The following is a 15,493-nucleotide window of genomic DNA, read 5'->3' as shown; positions in this document are numbered from 1 at the left end:
TATGCAAGGTTATTTTTTCTTCTTGCCATCTCCATCTTCATCCTCGGATACTAATATCTTCTGTTCTTCGTGAAATTCGGAAATAGTTTGCCCGGTAATATTATCAAAGGGGGTGTAAAAAGAGGTAATGCTTTTCTTTTTAATGAAAAGCTTATAAAATCCAATGATAACAAGTATAACGATTGTTAATGGTAATCCTATAGTTGCTAGAAGTAAGGGATCCATCATATAATTCCTTTCATATCGTTTTTTTTTATTATAGGCGAAAAACTGTAATTTAGATAAATACACTATTAAAAACTGATTTTTCTAAATATATCCAATTTGATTGACTTTTCATTTTTTCAGAATTATAATTCGAAATATACAATTTGAACCAAATAATAATATAGCAATTTACTTATCCAGAGAGGTAGAGGGACTGGCCCTATGACACCTCAGCAGCGGGTTCTGTAATAGGAACACCGTGCTAATTCCAGCAAGCAAGTCTTGAAAGATAAGTGATGGGCCTTTGTTTATTAAGCCTTGATCTTATTTTTTAAGATCAAGGCTTTTTGTATTCTAAAAAGAGAAAAGGGAGTAATGGAAAAAGTACGTTCATAAAACTAAGTAAATATATGTGTTTAGGGGGTTATTGAAGTGTATGTAATTAAAAAATTATCAGTTATGGTGTTCACGCTATGGGTTATTACGACGGTGACATTTCTAATTATGCATATTATTCCGGGGGATCCATTTTCATCAGATGCAAAAATCTTTCCTGAAGAAGTGATCCAAAACATGAGAGCGAAGTATCACCTTGATGAACCGTTATGGAAGCAATATGTTGCTTATTTAGACGGCGTAGTTCATTTTGATTTTGGTGAATCTGTTCAATCAACCGGGCAAGGTGTATCAGAAATTATAACAACTGGTTTTGGTCCATCAGCAATTATTGGTTTACAAGCACTTATTATTTCATTGCTAGTCGGAATTGCTGCGGGTACATTTGCTGCTCTCTATCATGGGAAGGTAATTGATTACGGTGTAAGTTTACTTGCCATCCTCGGTATTTCTATTCCGAGCTTTATTTTAGCACCACTATTTATACAAGTATTCGCTATTCAATTCGAGCTCTTACCAGTAGCTTCTTGGGGTACATTTGAACATACGGTATTGCCATCCTTTGCATTAGCGTTAGGACCAATCGCAGTGATTACAAGATTTGTTCGCTCTAATATGATCGAAGTACTGCAGAGTGATTATATTAAGTTAGCGAGAGCGAAAGGTATACCGATTAAGAAGATTATTATAAGACATGCTCTTCGAAATGCAATTGTTCCGGTACTTACATTTGTTGGACCATTAATGGCGGGACTTTTAACAGGTACTTTCGTTATTGAAAAGATTTTTTCAATTCCTGGTCTCGGAAAATATTTTGTAGATAGTATTTTTAATCGAGATTATCCAGTGATTATGGGAACAACCATTTTTTATAGTGCACTTTTAATTGTATGTATTTTTATTACAGATATTATTCATCGTATTGTTGATCCACGTATTCGTTCTATTACGTAAGGAGGGAGATGTTTAGATGGGGGCTTATGAAATTAATGACCAGTTATTAACAAATGAAGAGAAAAAAGAATTAACAATAAATAAAGATCAGCAAAAGATTAGCCGAAAGAAAGAAGTGTTTCGTAAGTTTGTATCGAATCCAATCGCAGTTTTAGGATCAGTGACGTTATTACTCATTATTGTTTTCTCACTTGTTGGTGAAAGTTTAACGCCATTTACTGCGAGTGAACAAGTAAAAGAGGCAACAAACTTACCACCTAGTAGTGAGCATTGGTTCGGAACAGATGATTTGGGAAGAGATATATGGGCACGTACTTGGGCCGGCGGGAAAATTTCATTAACAGTTGGATTAGTGGCAGCTGCTCTTGATATAGGACTTGGTGTGCTAATCGGAGGGTTTAGTGGATATGTGAGAGGGCGCAATCGCCTTGGGACATTAATTGATGAGTGGATTATACGAGGAATCGAAGTGTTATACGGTATCCCATATTTATTAATTGTTATTTTACTATTAATTGTTATGAAACCAGGTCTTTTTACCATTATCATCGCCCTTGCATTAACAGGATGGATTGGTATGGCACGTCTCGTTAGGGCGCAAGTTTTATCTTTAAAACAAAGAGAGTTTGTTATTGCAGCGGAGCGATTAGGTACATCACATATGAAAATTATATACGGGCATTTAATTCCGAACTTAACAGGCATTATTATCGTAAATTTATCATTTACAATTCCAGCAGCTATTTTTTCAGAATCATTTTTAAGCTTTATCGGACTAGGAGTGCAATCACCGGCAGCAAGCTGGGGGACGATGACGAATGATGCACTTGGGACATTACTAAGCGGGGAATGGTGGCAGCTATTCTTCCCAGCAATCATGATTGCGCTTATTATGTTCGCATTTAATGCGATTGGTGATGGTTTACAAGATGCAATTGATCCAAAAATCGTAAAACAGAATAGAAAGGAGAAAAAGCATGGGACAGCTCTTATCTTTAGAAAACGTAACGTTAGCCGTTGAAAAAGAGAATAGTAAACAAGCAATTGTGAAACATGTTTCCTTTTCTATTAACGAAGGTGAAATTGTTGCACTTGTAGGAGAAAGTGGCTCAGGGAAAAGTGTTACAGCACAATCTATTATCGGCTTAAATCAAGAATCAATTCATATTGATGATGGAAATATATCTTTTGAATCAGAGGAATTAACGAATCTACAAGAATCAGAATGGAATCAAATTCGTGGGAAAGATATTGCTTTTATCTTTCAAGATCCACTTTCATCTTTAAATCCGACGATGAGGGTGGGAAGGCAAATTACAGAGGTGATTTTGCAACACGAAAAGAAATCGAAAAAAGAAGCAAAAGAAATTGCGATTAACTTATTAAATGATTTAGGGATACATGAAGCAGAGAAACGCTTTGAACAGTACCCACATCAATTAAGCGGAGGCATGAGGCAACGTATTTGTTTAGCAATCGCATTTGCTTGCCACCCAAAACTCGTTATTGCGGATGAACCTACGACAGCATTAGATGTAACAATTCAAAAGCAAATTATGGAGTTATTAAAGGAAAGAAAGGAAAAGCAAAATACGAGTATTTTACTAATTACGCACGATTTAGCACTTGTACGTGAAGTAGCGGATCGAGTAGTTGTGATGTATGGAGGACGTGTTGTTGAAAAAGGAACGATAGAGGAAGTGATAGGTTCTCCTAAACATCCATACACAAAAAGCTTATTACAAGCAATTCCCAATATGGACGATTCCGAAAAAGTATTACGTGCAATAGAAGGGACGACACCTTCCATTGAGACGTTAAATAGCTTTGGTTGTCCTTTTGTAAATCGTTGTCCAGTAGCGATAAAAGAATGTATTCATCGTTTCCCAGAGAGAACAACATATTCCAAGGAGCATAGTTCACATTGCTGGCAACATGTTCTGGAGCATAATAAAGCGAAATCAAAAGAGAAGGTGAATGCCTCATGACGACAGATTTAATTACTGTAAAGCAAGTAACGAAAACGTATGGAAGTAAAAATAAAGAAATCGCAGCGTTAAAAGACATATCACTTGCGATCCCGAAAGGCACAACGCTTGGCATTATTGGAGAAAGTGGTTCAGGAAAAACAACACTTGGTAAGCTCATAGCTGGGATTGAGAGCCCAACGTCTGGTGAAATTGATTATAACGGTCAAGTCGTTCACAAGTTGAAGGCAGCTCATAAACGTGATTTCTTACAGAAAGTACAGTTTATTTTTCAAGATTCCACAGCAGCATTAAATCCGCGCTGGAAAGTACGCGATAGCGTAACGGAAGGTTATATTTCATTCAGTTTAGGTGATAAAGGATTAAAGGATAAAGTAGCAGGTGATGCGCTAGAACGTGTGGGATTAGATAGACGATATATTGATCGCTATCCGCACGAATTTAGCGGAGGACAACGTCAACGAATTGCTATTGCAAGAGCGTTATTGTGTGAGCCAGAAGTATTAATTCTTGATGAACCAATTTCAGCATTAGATGTTTCATTGCAAATTCAAATTGTACATCTGCTGCAAAAAATCCAAAAAGAACAAGGTTATACATATTTATTCATCGCGCACGATTTACCGATGGTTCACTATTTATGTGAAAAAGTAGCTGTCTTATACAAAGGAGAACTTGTTGAATTTGGAAATACGGACGAAGTATTCCGTAATCCACAACATTCTTATACAAAAACACTATTGGCATCAACACCAAAAATTTCAGGTTAAAGGAGAATGTAGGATGAAGAAGTTTTTACTGTTTGTCATTATGACTGTTTTAGCAATTACTTCTGTCGCTTGCGGTAAGAAAGAGACGCAAAAGGCGAGTGCTGGTAAGGGAGAAGGAGATCGATTAGTAACGAATATTGGTAGCGATCCATATACACTTGATTCCGCTATCGCGACAGATAGTACTTCAGGTTATGTAATTGGACATTTATTCTCAAGCTTATATACGCAAGATAGTGATGGTAAATATCAAAATGAATTAGCAGAGAAAGAAGAAGTAAATGCTGATGGAACTGAGTATACAATTCATTTAAAGAAAGATATTAAATGGTCAGATGGTTCTGCTATTACAGCAAATGATTTTGAATTTGCATGGAAGCGATTATTAAATCCGAAAACGGGTTCTATGAATGCGACAGAAATGTATTTTATTAAAGGGGCAGAGGCATACAATACTGGAAAAGGTGAAGAAGGACAAGTTGGCATTCAAGTCATTGATCCTCAAACATTAAAGGTAACACTTGAGCACCCAGTGTCTTCTATTAAACAAAAGTTAGCAAGCTCATTATTCATTCCATTATCTAAAAAATCAATTGATGATAATAATAAATTAAAAACAGATCCAAAAGAGTTAATTACGAACGGACCATTCACATTAAAAGAATGGAAGCATAATCAGGCTATTACAGTACAAAAAAATAAAGAATACTATGATAAAAAGGTAACATTAAAAGAAATTGAGTTTCGTATTATTCCAGATTCTAAAACAGCGTACCAATTATACAAATCAAAAGAATTAGATGTACTAAGTGGTTTACCACAAGAGATGATTGAGAAAGAAAAAGGAAATAAAGAATACAAGCGTGTTGCAGGATTCTCATCTTATATTTATTCGTTTAACGTAGAAAAAGAGCCGTTCACAAATGCAAAGGTACGTAAAGCATTCTCGTTAGCAGTTGATCGTAAGTTTATTGTTGAAAAACTGTATAAAAACAATGCACAAGAAGCAAATGCATTCGTTCCAGAAGGAGCAAAAACACAAAGTGGGCGTGATTTCCGTAAAGAAAAAGGTGGTTACGTTAAATTTGATCCAGCAGAAGCGAAAAAATTATTAGAAGAAGGCATGAAAGAACAAGGCTGGTCTACATTACCTGAAGTAACATTAAAGTTCACTACAGATACACAACATAAAAAAGTAGCAGAAGCAATGCAAGAAATGTTTAAGAAAAATCTTGGCGTAGATATTAAATTAGAAAATAAAGAGTGGAAGAGTTACATCGACACATATAAGCAAAGTGATTTCCAATTAGCTTATATGGGATGGGGCGGTTCTCTATTAGACCCAATTACTAAATTAGATTTATATGCAGGTGATGGTCCAAACAATTATGCAAAATGGCATAATAAAGAATTTGATGCTTTAGTGAAGGAAGCAGAAGTTGAACAAAATGAAGATAAGCGTTTTGACTTATTGCATAAAGCGGAAGATATTATGTTTACAGATTCACCATTAATTCCAATTATATTCCCGTCGGATTCCTATTTACAAAAACAAACGGTATCTGGACTTCAATATTATGTTGGATCTAAACCAGATTTAAGATATGCAAAAATAAAGAAGTAGGCAACTGCCTACTTCTTTATTTTATTTCTCTCTTATATTCTTTTTTCGTTCCATCAGAGAAGACAACTTCTAAATCAAATTTTTGATAGTCTTTATCAAGTTTGAACACGTTCACTACTTGATCGATTACTTCTTGGTCAGGAGTATCTTTATCAAATTTTAATTCTTGTAGAAGTGGGCTTAATTTTGTGATAGCCTCGTCTCCTGTTAATTTTACATCTGCTTTATGATCTTCAATTTTTGCTTCCATTTTCTTGTCAGCTGCTACATTTTTATAGTCTGCTTCGTAGTCTTTCTTTGTATCTTGGTAGTCTGCCTTTAAATCGAATTCATTGAAGTTTAGTTTTAAATCTGCAGGAGCCTCGTTTTTTGCTTCTTCAGTCGTCTTTTTATTAGAAGTTGTATCTTCTTTTGCAGGAGCTTTACATCCTGTTAATGCAGGTACTAGCATAAGAGCTAATAAAACTGATAGTAGAATTCTCATTATAAATTCCTCCTTATGTAAATTCGTTCTATACAAGTTTTTCCCAAAAACATGTAATTATGTATGTGTTGAAAATAAATTATTATTCTGTAGTCACAATGGCTAATCCGCAATTTAAATCAAAAAAGATTTGTATGTATATGGTAAATTGAAGTTGTGAGGGAGGGACTAAAATGCATGAAGAGTATAAAGAGATAATAAAAAAATCAATTGAATATATAGAGAATCACTTACATGAGGAGCTTACAACAGAAAGAGTGGCATCTCACAGTGCAGTATCGATGTACCATTTTCATCGTATCTTTCAAAGATATGTTGGGATGAGTGTAACGGATTATATTCGAAAGAGAAGGTTAACTCATGCTGCGCAGACTTTAGTATCGACTGAAAGAGCAGTTATTGATATTGCAATGCAATATGGTTTTTCCTCACAGGAGGCATTTACGAGAGCTTTTAAAAGAATGTTTCAATTGCCACCAAAGAAATATCGAAAGTACTTCCAGTCATTTTATATAGAAAGAGAGGGTGTTTCAATGCAAAAAGGTATACCGAAAGGATGGATCTTAAGTGGAAGTCATCCTGCTGAATATGAGATGGGTTTAGATTATGAAGTTGTCCATCAAGGGAAAGTATCTGCATACATAAAAGCAAAAGAGAATGTTACGCACGGAGGATTTTCAACATTAATGCAAATGTTCCGAGCAGATAAATATGTAGGGAAGAGATTACGTTTTACAGCATTTGTTAAGAGTGAAAATGTAAGAGATTGGGCAGGATTGTGGATGCGAGTAGACGGAAAAGAGACAGAACCGCTTGCTATGGATAATATGCAAAATCGTCCCATTAAAAATACGAATAATTGGCAATCGTACTCGGTTGTATTAGATATAAAAGAAGGAGCGCTTGGTATTGCATTTGGTGTTTTATTATCAGGAGAAGGTTGTGTGTGGCTAGATAGTATTCGATTTGATGAAGTAGATGAAAAAATTCCTACAACAGATTTGGCAGAGAACTTTTATGAAACACTTTTAGAAGAACCAGTGAATCTACAATTTGAAGAATTAGAAAAATAAAAAGCAAGGAGAAAAGATATGCTCAAATATGTAAAACTAATAAGTATTAGTTTAGTAATATCGTCTTGTATTATGGGAATTAATTATTTAGTTAGCTATCTTTGGTCAGGGCATACACCTTCTTTGACATGGAGAACATATTTAATGTTTTTGTTTATATTTATGATGAGTTTTAGTTCAATGCAAAAAGAAGGGGAAGAGGATTGTTGACAATTGTTAGAAAAGTTATATAATCTAAATGTAAGTGATCACTTGCATGAAGAAGAGAGGATTTTATGGCGCGCTCAAAGACAGCAGAAAAAATTATTCAAGCAGCGATAGAACTAGTGAAAGAAAAAGGATATACAGCAGCGACAACGAAAGAAATTGCAATGCGTGCTGGTGTTAATGAAGTAACGATATTCCGCAATTTTAAAAGTAAGAAGGGTGTTATTGAAGCGGCGGTTGCTGAATTTTCATATGTACCGCATTTAAAACAGTTTTTACAAACAGAAATTGTGTGGGAATTAGAAACGGATTTAAAAAATTTAGCAAGGCATTATCATAATTTTTTAGATGGGGTAAAAGATATTATTGCTATTGGTATACGTGAGGCTGGAGAATTTCCTGAATTAGACGGGGAAATTGCTAAAATACCACAAGGACTAAAAGAAGAATTAAGTATCTATTTTGCAAAAATGCAGGAAAAAGGAAACATTATTGATACGAATATTGAAGCGCAAGTAATGAACTTTATCTGGATTAATTTTGGATATTTCTTATCTAAATTACGTTTTGCAGATCGCCTGACAGAAGTTGATGATGAGAAATTTATTGAAAATAATATTGTTTTATATGCTAGGGCATTAAGACCCTAGTATTTATTTAAAATAAAATGCAAGCATGTACTTGCTTGCTAGATAGGAGAGTGAGAAGATGGAATCATTAAAACAATTTTTAAAACGACCTGGTACGTATGTAGGAATGGTAGTGGCATTATCATTCCAACTTATTTTCTTTTGCGTGTGGTTAACAGCGTATGATGGAGTGAATGAAAGAGCAGATCAAATGCGTATCGCTATTGTGAATGAAGATGTCAATATAGGTAGTAAAATAGCAGAAGGCTTACAGAGAAATTTACCATTTCAAGTGAAAGCAGAACGGTCTGTAGAAAAAGCAAACAAAGAAATGAATGACCATGTGTACGATATGATTATTGAAATTCCTGCTTCTTTTTCAAAAGATATAAATGGAACAGGAAAGACAAATTTACACTTCTATATTAATCAAGCGAATGCCATGATGGCAAAGCAAATGATGGAAGGAGCTGCAAAACAAATTCGAGATAATGTAAATAAAGAGATAGCAAATTATAAGAAACAAGCGATTGTTGGAAAGCTACAAGCTGTAGGACCTGAGAATGTAGAAGTGATAAAAGGGTTAACTGAAGATTCAATTGGTTTTACAGTTCATAAAGTAAATGATGCAAAAGGATTTTCAGTGAATATGGTACCGCTAATGATCGTATTAGCTTCATTTGTAGGAGCAATGATTATGAGTATGGAACTATCAAAAGTTGCAAAAGAAGTAAAGGGCGGTTGGATTAATTTCTTATCAAGACAAATCATAAACGGTACAGTATCAATTTTACTTGCATGTATTACAATTGGTTTAATGAAAGGGTTCCAAATCGAAATGCACGAAACGGTATGGAGTGTATGGATATTTCAAGCGATAGTTTTCTTTGCATTTCTTTCATTAACACAAATGTTTCTAACTGTGTTTGGAAACGCAGGTATGATTTTTAATATTATCTCACTATCGTTACAACTTGTAAGTTCGGGTGTAATCGTACCGCATGAGATGCTTTCTAAAACATATCAAACAATCGGCGGATTATTTCCTGCAACATATGCAGCGAATGGCTATTATACAATAATATTTGGAGGAGTTAATTTAGAGAGAAATATTATTTCGTTATTAATTATTGTATTGGTTACACAATCAGTAGCAGTGATGACTTTAGCTATAAAAGGAATGGTAAAGGGAAGAAGAAGCTCTGTAGTTAAAGAAGCATAAAATAAAAAGGTATCCTCGGTGGGATACCTTTTTATTAGCACTTATTATTTTGCAACTTCTGTCCACTTGTAGTTAAACTCACCACCGAAGTCAGTTGTTACAAGTCCTTTAATGAAAGAGCGTTGTAAGTAAGAACGACCTTGTTGGTATAAAGGAGCGACAGCACCGTCTTGTAATAGAATTTTTTCAGCTTGCTTCATTGCTTCCCAGCGAGCTTTTTCATCACCAGCTAAATCTGTTTTTACTTTATGAATTAGCTCATCGTACTCTTTGTTAGAGTATTTATCGAAGTTGTAAGCACTATCTGTTGTAAATAAATCTAAGAATGTAATTGGATCAGCGAAGTCAGGGCCCAGCCATCAATACCGATTTCATAGTCACCACTTAACAGTAGTTTTAACTGTTGTTTACGTGGTTGTGGTTTTAAATTCACTGTTAATCCATCTAAGTTCTTTTCTAGTTCACCTTTTAAATATTCACCAGTCTTTTTAGCTAAAGCATTATCACTTGTTAAGAGTTCAATTGTTACTTTATCAGTACCAAGTTCTTGCTTCGCTTTTTTCCAGTTTTCTTTCGCTGTTTTCACATCATCTTTCACTAGATTTCCATTTTCTTTACGGAAGTCGTTGCCATCAGGACTTTTTGCGAATTTCGCAGGAACCATTCCTTCAGCTGCAACAGCGCCGTTATTTAAAATTGTTTCTACATATGCTTTCTTATTCATTGCTCCGTTAATAGCAAGGCGTGCATGTTGATTTTTTAATGTTTCATTTTTTTGATTGAGTCGTAAAAATTGAATGCCAACTTCAGCGCGTTCTTTGAAGTTTGGATCGCCCTTATATTTATCAACAAACTCCGCAGTTAAAGCAACGCGATCAATTTGTCCTGAATCATATAAATTAACTTCTGTAGACTTATCTTTAACGACATTGAAGTTGATTTCTTCTAATTTCACCGTTTTAGCATCCCAATAGTTAGGATTCTTCTTCAGTTGGAAGCTTTGCTCGTGTTTCCAGTTATCTAATGTGAAGGCACCGTTGTAAATTAAATGATTTGTTTCTAAACCGTATTTATCGCCTTGAGACTTTAAGTACTCTTCATTAATTGGTAAGAATGTTGAGAATGTCGTTAAACTTAAGAAGTAGGGAACAGGACGATCTAGTTGTACTTCTAATGTTTTGTCATCAATAGCTTTGACCCCTAGTTGATCAATCGGCAATTGTTTTTGGTTTATTTGTTTCGCATTCGTTATATCGAAGAATAAGAATGCATATTCAGCTGCTGTATCAGGGTTTACGGCACGTTGCCAAGCGAAGACAAAGTCTTTTGCTGTAACAGGAGTACCGTTTGACCATTTTGAATCACGCAGATGGAATGTATATTTCGTTTTATCGGGACTAACGTCAACCGACTCAGCGACACCAGGAATCGGTTTATTATCTTCTCCCATTGCATATAACCCTTCAAAAACATTACGCATTACGTTCATGGATTCCCCATCCGTTGCTTTTGCAACATCCATTGTTGGAATTTCTGAAGCAAATGATAAGTTAATTGCCTGTTTATCAGGTGCTTTATCATTTGCTTTCGCTCCGCTTGCGTTATCTTTATTTCCCCCGCAAGCAGTTAGTAATAGACTTGCCCCTAAAACAGATGCAACAACAGGTACAACTTTTTTCTTCATTGTTCGTTCCTCCCTAAATGTGTTGTTCGTAACGTCATAATGTCCATGTTTTGAAGTGTATCTATAGAAGAAGAGAAAACCTATTATAAATATGTACATGTAGGTAATCAGGTGTTCTATATGTATATACATGTTGAACTATAATTTATCATTATATGCTTCGACGTAGTAGACGTTATATTATGATGGTGAAATATTTCGTTTCTTTGATTATTTAGAATATTAACACTGGAGAGAACTATATGTCAATAATAAAAAGTTGAGCATTAATTTTTTAAAATAATATATTAAAAAAGCGGATTTCCTCTTATTGAGAATCCGCTTTTAATACATTTTTTCAATAAAATAATTACTGTAGATAGAAAAACATCGATTCAGCTTGCCTTTTATCCCGCATTAACGGGCAGTAAGACCCTCACCTCAAAATTCAGCGGAAGCAAAGAAGTTAGGTGGGAGATCAACTGCCCGTAAAAGCCCGATTGGTTGGGGCTGATTAAAGTTTCACTTTATTTTTCAATTTGTGCCCATTTGAAGTTTAATTGGCCTGCAAAGTCTACTTGCACAATTCCTTTCACATAAGAACGTTCTAAATAAGATTCGCCTTTTTGGTAAAGGGGAGCGATAACAGAGTCTTTAAATAATATTTTCTCAGATGCTAGTAATGCTTCCCAGCGAGCTTTTTCATCACCAGCTAAAGTCGTTTTCACTTTTTCAATTGTTTCATCGAACTCCTTATTAGAGTAATGATCCAAGTTGTAAGGGTTATTCGTTGTAAACAATTCAAGGAATGTAATTGGATCAGCAAAGTCAGGGCTCCAGCCGTCAATACCAATTTCATAGTCACCTTTTAATAAAAGTGAAACTTGTTGTTTACGTGGTTGTGGTTTCACATTTACTGTTAATCCATCTAAATTCTTTTCTAGTTGTCCTTTTAAGAACTCACCAGTTTTCTTATCAAGGTCAGCATCACTTGTTAATAATTCTAATGTTATCTTTTCAGAACCAAGCTCTTGTTTCGCCTTTTTCCATAACTCTTGTGCAGATTTTGTATCAACTTTGGTTAAATCTCCGTTTATAGTACGGAAGTCTTTTCCATCAGGCCCTTTTGCAAAGTTTTTTGGAACGAGACCAAAGGTTGGTGTAGAGCCATCATTTAATAACGTATTTACAAAGGATTTTCGATCAATTGTTTGATCGATTGCTTGGCGTGCAGACACGTTTTGTAGTACTTTGTTTTGTTGGTTCATACGTAAAAATTGTACGCCTACGTTCGGGCGTTCTTTAAAGTTCGCATCTTTTTTATATTTATCAACGAAGTCGGATGTTAATTTTATACGGTCTAATTGTTTTGATTCGAATAGGTTTACTTCTGTTGATTTTTCTTTTACGACGTTAAAATTGATTTCCTCTAGTTTGACAGTATCTTTATCCCAATAGGTAGGGTTTTTCTTGAATTTAAAGCTTTGTTCATGCTTCCAATCGCTTAGTGTAAAAGCGCCGTTGTACAAGATTGTATTGTCTTCTAAAGCGTACTTATCACCTTGTTTTTTAAAGAATTCCTCGTTAATTGGTAGAAATGTTGGGAACGCTGTTAAGCTAATAAAATATGGAACAGGGCGTTCTAATTCTACCTCAAATGTATGGTCATCAACTGCTTTTACACCAAGTTGGTCGGCTGGAAGTTCTTTGTTGTTAATTTTTGTTGCATTTTTAATATCAAAGAATAGAAATGCATATTCAGAGGCTGTTGCTGGATCGACAGCTCTTTGCCAAGCGAAGACAAAATCTTTCGCTGTAACAGGAGTACCGTTTGACCATTTTGAATCTCGCAGGTGGAATGTGTATTTCGTTTTATCGCCACTTACTTCATGAGATTTTGCAACACCAGGGACAGGTTTATTACCTTCACCAAGGTTATACAAACCTTCAAATACATTTCTCATTACTTGACCAGAATCAGTATCTGTAGCACGAGCTGTATCCATTGTTCGTATTTCGGTAGGTGAAGATAAGTTTAAAACCTGTTTACTAGGCGCCTCGTCTTTTGCATTTGCTCCGCTTGCTTCGTTTTTATAACTACCGCAACCAGTTAATAAAATACTTACTCCTACAACTGATGCAATACCGGGTACAAACTTTTTTTTCATTTGATTTTCCTCCTAAATAATTAAGTTTGGATGATGATGAGGGAAATGAAAAATAAAAAATCCCTCTTTTCATATTGAGAAAGAGGGATTTTTACGTACAAGTTATGCACCCGTATATAAACGAAGTCCCTCATTCTATCTTTCAAGCTATAAAGCTTGCAGGAAGTGGCACAGTATTCAAAAATGAACCTGCTGCCGAGGTTTCAAAGGGCCAGTCCCTCCACCTCTCTTGATACAATGAGTAAACGAATAAACTTTATTAATTTTTGTGTTTCTTTGATAATTCAAAATCTTACACCTTGGATGATGAAGTGTCAACTGAATGAAATATAGTTTAAATTTTCGGTTTTCTTAAATGGAAAACCACTGCATATGGCAGTGGTTTTTCTACTAGAAGTTAAAGTTATCTGGATCTGGACCAACGCGACGATCTTCATTTAAAGCTTGAATTGCTTTCATATCATCAGCACTTAATTCAAAGTCGAAGATGTTTGCATTTTCAATAATACGATGTTCTTTAATTGATTTAGGAATTGTTACAACTTCGTTTTGTAAATCCCAGCGTAAAATAATTTGCGCAGTTGATTTATTATATTTTGTCGCAATTTCTTGCAACGTTGGATTATCTAGTAGTTGTCCTTGCATTAACGGTGACCAAGCTTCAAGCTGGATATTATGTTCTTTACAGAAAGCGTGCAACTCTTCTTGTGCTAGACGTGGGTGGTATTCCACTTGATTGACCATTGGTTTAATTTCAGCAATTTCAAATACGTCTTGTAAGTGGTGAATATGGAAATTACTCACGCCAATTGCACGAACACGGCCGTCTTTATAAAGTTTTTCTAACGCTTTCCATGATTCAGTATATTTCCCTTTTACAGGCCAATGTACTAAATATAAATCTAAATACTCTAGTCCTAATTTTTCTAATGTAGTTTCAAATGCTTGAAGTGTTGTTTCATACCCTTGATCGCTATTCCATACTTTTGATGTAATAAATAATTCTTCACGTGAAACACCTGATTCACGGATTGCTTGGCCAACGCCTTCTTCATTTTGATAAATTGCTGCAGTATCTATACTGCGGTAGCCATTTTTAATTGCTGCTTTCACAGACTCAATTACTTCTGAACCATCTTCTACTTTAAAAACACCTAAGCCGAACCAAGGCATTTTTACACCGTTATGTAATGTTGTATAGTCTTTTAAACTTGTTAAACTCATATTATTTCCCCCTAGCTTTTTTGTTTGTCGCTTCTACTGCTTTTTGAATTGCCTCTGAAAAATTATATTCATATAAAGCTTTGAGACCTTCAGCTGTGGAACCACCTGGCGTTGTTACTTGTTCACGGAGGTTAGCTGGATCTTGTGTTTGTTCAAGCATAGAAGCAGAGCCAGAAATCATTTGAATGACAAGGTGTTTTGCGGTTGCTTCATCGACTCCATAACTTTTTGTTGCTTCAATTAAACTTTCAGCAAAGTAATAAAGGAAGGCTGGTGCACTTCCAGTAACTGCAGTAAGTTGATGAACTTCTTCCTCGGTACAAAGTTGCGAAGTACCAATGCCCCCTAAAAGCAATTGCAGGGTTTCTTGATCAGTCTCGTTTACGAATTGTCCCATCGTGTATAAGGAGATAGACTTACCAATTTCAGCAGCTGTATTTGGCATAATCCAAGCAACAGGCGTTCCTTTAGGAAGTCTTTCTTCTAAATAAGATGGGCCGATGCCGGCAGCTACCGTTACGACAAGTTGATTCGATAGTAACGGAGATAACTCTGCTAATAATTCTTCATGTGCAGAAGGCGGCATTGCTAAAACAATCGTATCAACAGATGTAACATGTTGCTTCCAATCTGTTGTAGTAGACACATTATATCGCGCTCGTAATTGATCTAGCTTTTCTACGCTACTTCGGTTAGAAACGATAATCTCTTCAATGTATTCTTTGCTTGTTTTAAGTAATCCAGAAAATATAGCTTCTGCCATACGACCAGCACCAATAAATAGAATTCGATGTTTAGTTAGCATATCCTCTATTCCTTTCTAGTGGAGATATGTTATAAAAAACGATACCATTTTTAAGAGAATTTTGTAAAAAGAAAAGGCT

General features: G+C 35.2%; 14 protein-coding genes, 1 pseudogene and 2 riboswitches. Of the genes and pseudogenes, 9 read left to right on the top strand and 6 right to left on the bottom strand.

Annotation, left to right across the window (positions count from 1 at the left end; all coding sequences use genetic code 11):
• Positions 1-9 precede the first annotated feature (9 nt).
• Positions 10-225, bottom strand: coding sequence for a DUF3951 domain-containing protein (locus QCI73_RS26665; RefSeq protein WP_000371388.1), 216 nt, complete (start codon positions 223-225; stop codon positions 10-12).
• Positions 226-397: 172 nt separating this feature from the next.
• A riboswitch (SAM riboswitch) is annotated at positions 398-503 on the top strand.
• A gap of 136 nt (positions 504-639) precedes the next feature.
• On the opposite strand from QCI73_RS26665, the gene QCI73_RS26660 reads away from it, so the two are divergent.
• Genes QCI73_RS26660 through QCI73_RS26640 form a run of 5 tightly spaced genes read left to right on the top strand, consistent with a single transcriptional unit; the run spans position 640 to position 5,939 of the window.
• Complete coding sequence (locus QCI73_RS26660) at positions 640-1,557, top strand: ABC transporter permease (RefSeq protein ID WP_353824053.1); 918 nt, start codon at positions 640-642, stop codon at positions 1,555-1,557.
• Between the two features lie 16 nt (positions 1,558-1,573).
• Positions 1,574-2,578 carry an ABC transporter permease gene (locus QCI73_RS26655; RefSeq protein ID WP_000501524.1) on the top strand — a complete coding sequence of 335 codons (1,005 nt, stop codon included), beginning with the start codon at positions 1,574-1,576 and terminating at the stop codon, positions 2,576-2,578.
• Positions 2,535-3,545, top strand: coding sequence for an ABC transporter ATP-binding protein (locus QCI73_RS26650; RefSeq protein WP_353824052.1), 1,011 nt, complete (start codon positions 2,535-2,537; stop codon positions 3,543-3,545). The genes QCI73_RS26655 and QCI73_RS26650 overlap by 44 nt, the downstream gene beginning before the upstream one ends.
• The gene (locus QCI73_RS26645; protein ID WP_327923361.1) at positions 3,542-4,315 is read left to right on the top strand and encodes an ABC transporter ATP-binding protein; all 774 of its coding nucleotides are present in this window, start codon (positions 3,542-3,544) and stop codon (positions 4,313-4,315) included. Before QCI73_RS26650 ends, QCI73_RS26645 begins: the two co-directional genes overlap by 4 nt.
• 13 nt (positions 4,316-4,328) lie before the next feature.
• Positions 4,329-5,939, top strand: coding sequence for a peptide ABC transporter substrate-binding protein (locus QCI73_RS26640; RefSeq protein WP_074608890.1), 1,611 nt, complete (start codon positions 4,329-4,331; stop codon positions 5,937-5,939).
• 16 nt (positions 5,940-5,955) lie between these two features.
• Here QCI73_RS26640 and QCI73_RS26635 read toward each other — a convergent pair whose 3' ends face one another.
• Positions 5,956-6,423, bottom strand: a complete 468-nt coding sequence (locus tag QCI73_RS26635; protein WP_001221552.1) for a YusW family protein — start codon at positions 6,421-6,423, stop codon at positions 5,956-5,958.
• Positions 6,424-6,596: 173 nt separating this feature from the next.
• Here QCI73_RS26635 and QCI73_RS26630 point away from each other — a divergent pair, with 173 nt between their 5' ends.
• From QCI73_RS26630 to QCI73_RS26615, 4 genes are all read left to right on the top strand, one after another.
• On the top strand, positions 6,597-7,496 hold the full coding sequence (locus QCI73_RS26630) for a helix-turn-helix transcriptional regulator (protein ID WP_046199329.1): 900 nt from the start codon (positions 6,597-6,599) through the stop codon (positions 7,494-7,496).
• Positions 7,497-7,514: 18 nt separating this feature from the next.
• Positions 7,515-7,706: a hypothetical protein gene (locus tag QCI73_RS26625; protein ID WP_163072876.1), complete on the top strand. Its 192-nt coding sequence runs from the start codon at positions 7,515-7,517 to the stop codon at positions 7,704-7,706.
• A 65-nt stretch (positions 7,707-7,771) separates the two neighbouring features.
• Positions 7,772-8,353, top strand: a complete 582-nt coding sequence (locus tag QCI73_RS26620) for a TetR/AcrR family transcriptional regulator (RefSeq protein WP_000124366.1) — start codon at positions 7,772-7,774, stop codon at positions 8,351-8,353.
• A 58-nt stretch (positions 8,354-8,411) separates the two neighbouring features.
• On the top strand, positions 8,412-9,554 hold the full coding sequence (locus tag QCI73_RS26615) for a YhgE/Pip domain-containing protein (RefSeq protein ID WP_353824051.1): 1,143 nt from the start codon (positions 8,412-8,414) through the stop codon (positions 9,552-9,554).
• A 44-nt stretch (positions 9,555-9,598) separates the two neighbouring features.
• Here QCI73_RS26615 and QCI73_RS26610 read toward each other — a convergent pair.
• The 4 genes and pseudogenes from QCI73_RS26610 to proC form a co-directional block, all read right to left on the bottom strand.
• Positions 9,599-11,238 (bottom strand): annotated as a pseudogene (locus QCI73_RS26610) (peptide ABC transporter substrate-binding protein).
• A 506-nt stretch (positions 11,239-11,744) separates the two neighbouring features.
• On the bottom strand, positions 11,745-13,385 hold the full coding sequence (locus QCI73_RS26605; RefSeq protein ID WP_000726476.1) for a peptide ABC transporter substrate-binding protein: 1,641 nt from the start codon (positions 13,383-13,385) through the stop codon (positions 11,745-11,747).
• 132 nt (positions 13,386-13,517) lie between these two features.
• Positions 13,518-13,624: riboswitch (SAM riboswitch) on the bottom strand.
• 151 nt (positions 13,625-13,775) lie between these two features.
• Positions 13,776-14,609: an aldo/keto reductase gene (locus QCI73_RS26600; RefSeq protein ID WP_000060176.1), complete on the bottom strand. Its 834-nt coding sequence runs from the start codon at positions 14,607-14,609 to the stop codon at positions 13,776-13,778.
• Position 14,610: 1 nt separating this feature from the next.
• Complete coding sequence (proC, locus tag QCI73_RS26595; protein WP_353824050.1) at positions 14,611-15,414, bottom strand: pyrroline-5-carboxylate reductase; 804 nt, start codon at positions 15,412-15,414, stop codon at positions 14,611-14,613.
• Positions 15,415-15,493: the final 79 nt, after the last annotated feature.

This window comes from Bacillus cereus group sp. MG16, assembly GCF_040459875.1.
Taxonomy (GTDB): Bacteria; Bacillota; Bacilli; order Bacillales; family Bacillaceae_G; genus Bacillus_A; species Bacillus_A paranthracis.
Note: the sequence above shows the minus strand (reverse complement) of the source record. Positions and strands in the feature narration are given on the sequence as shown.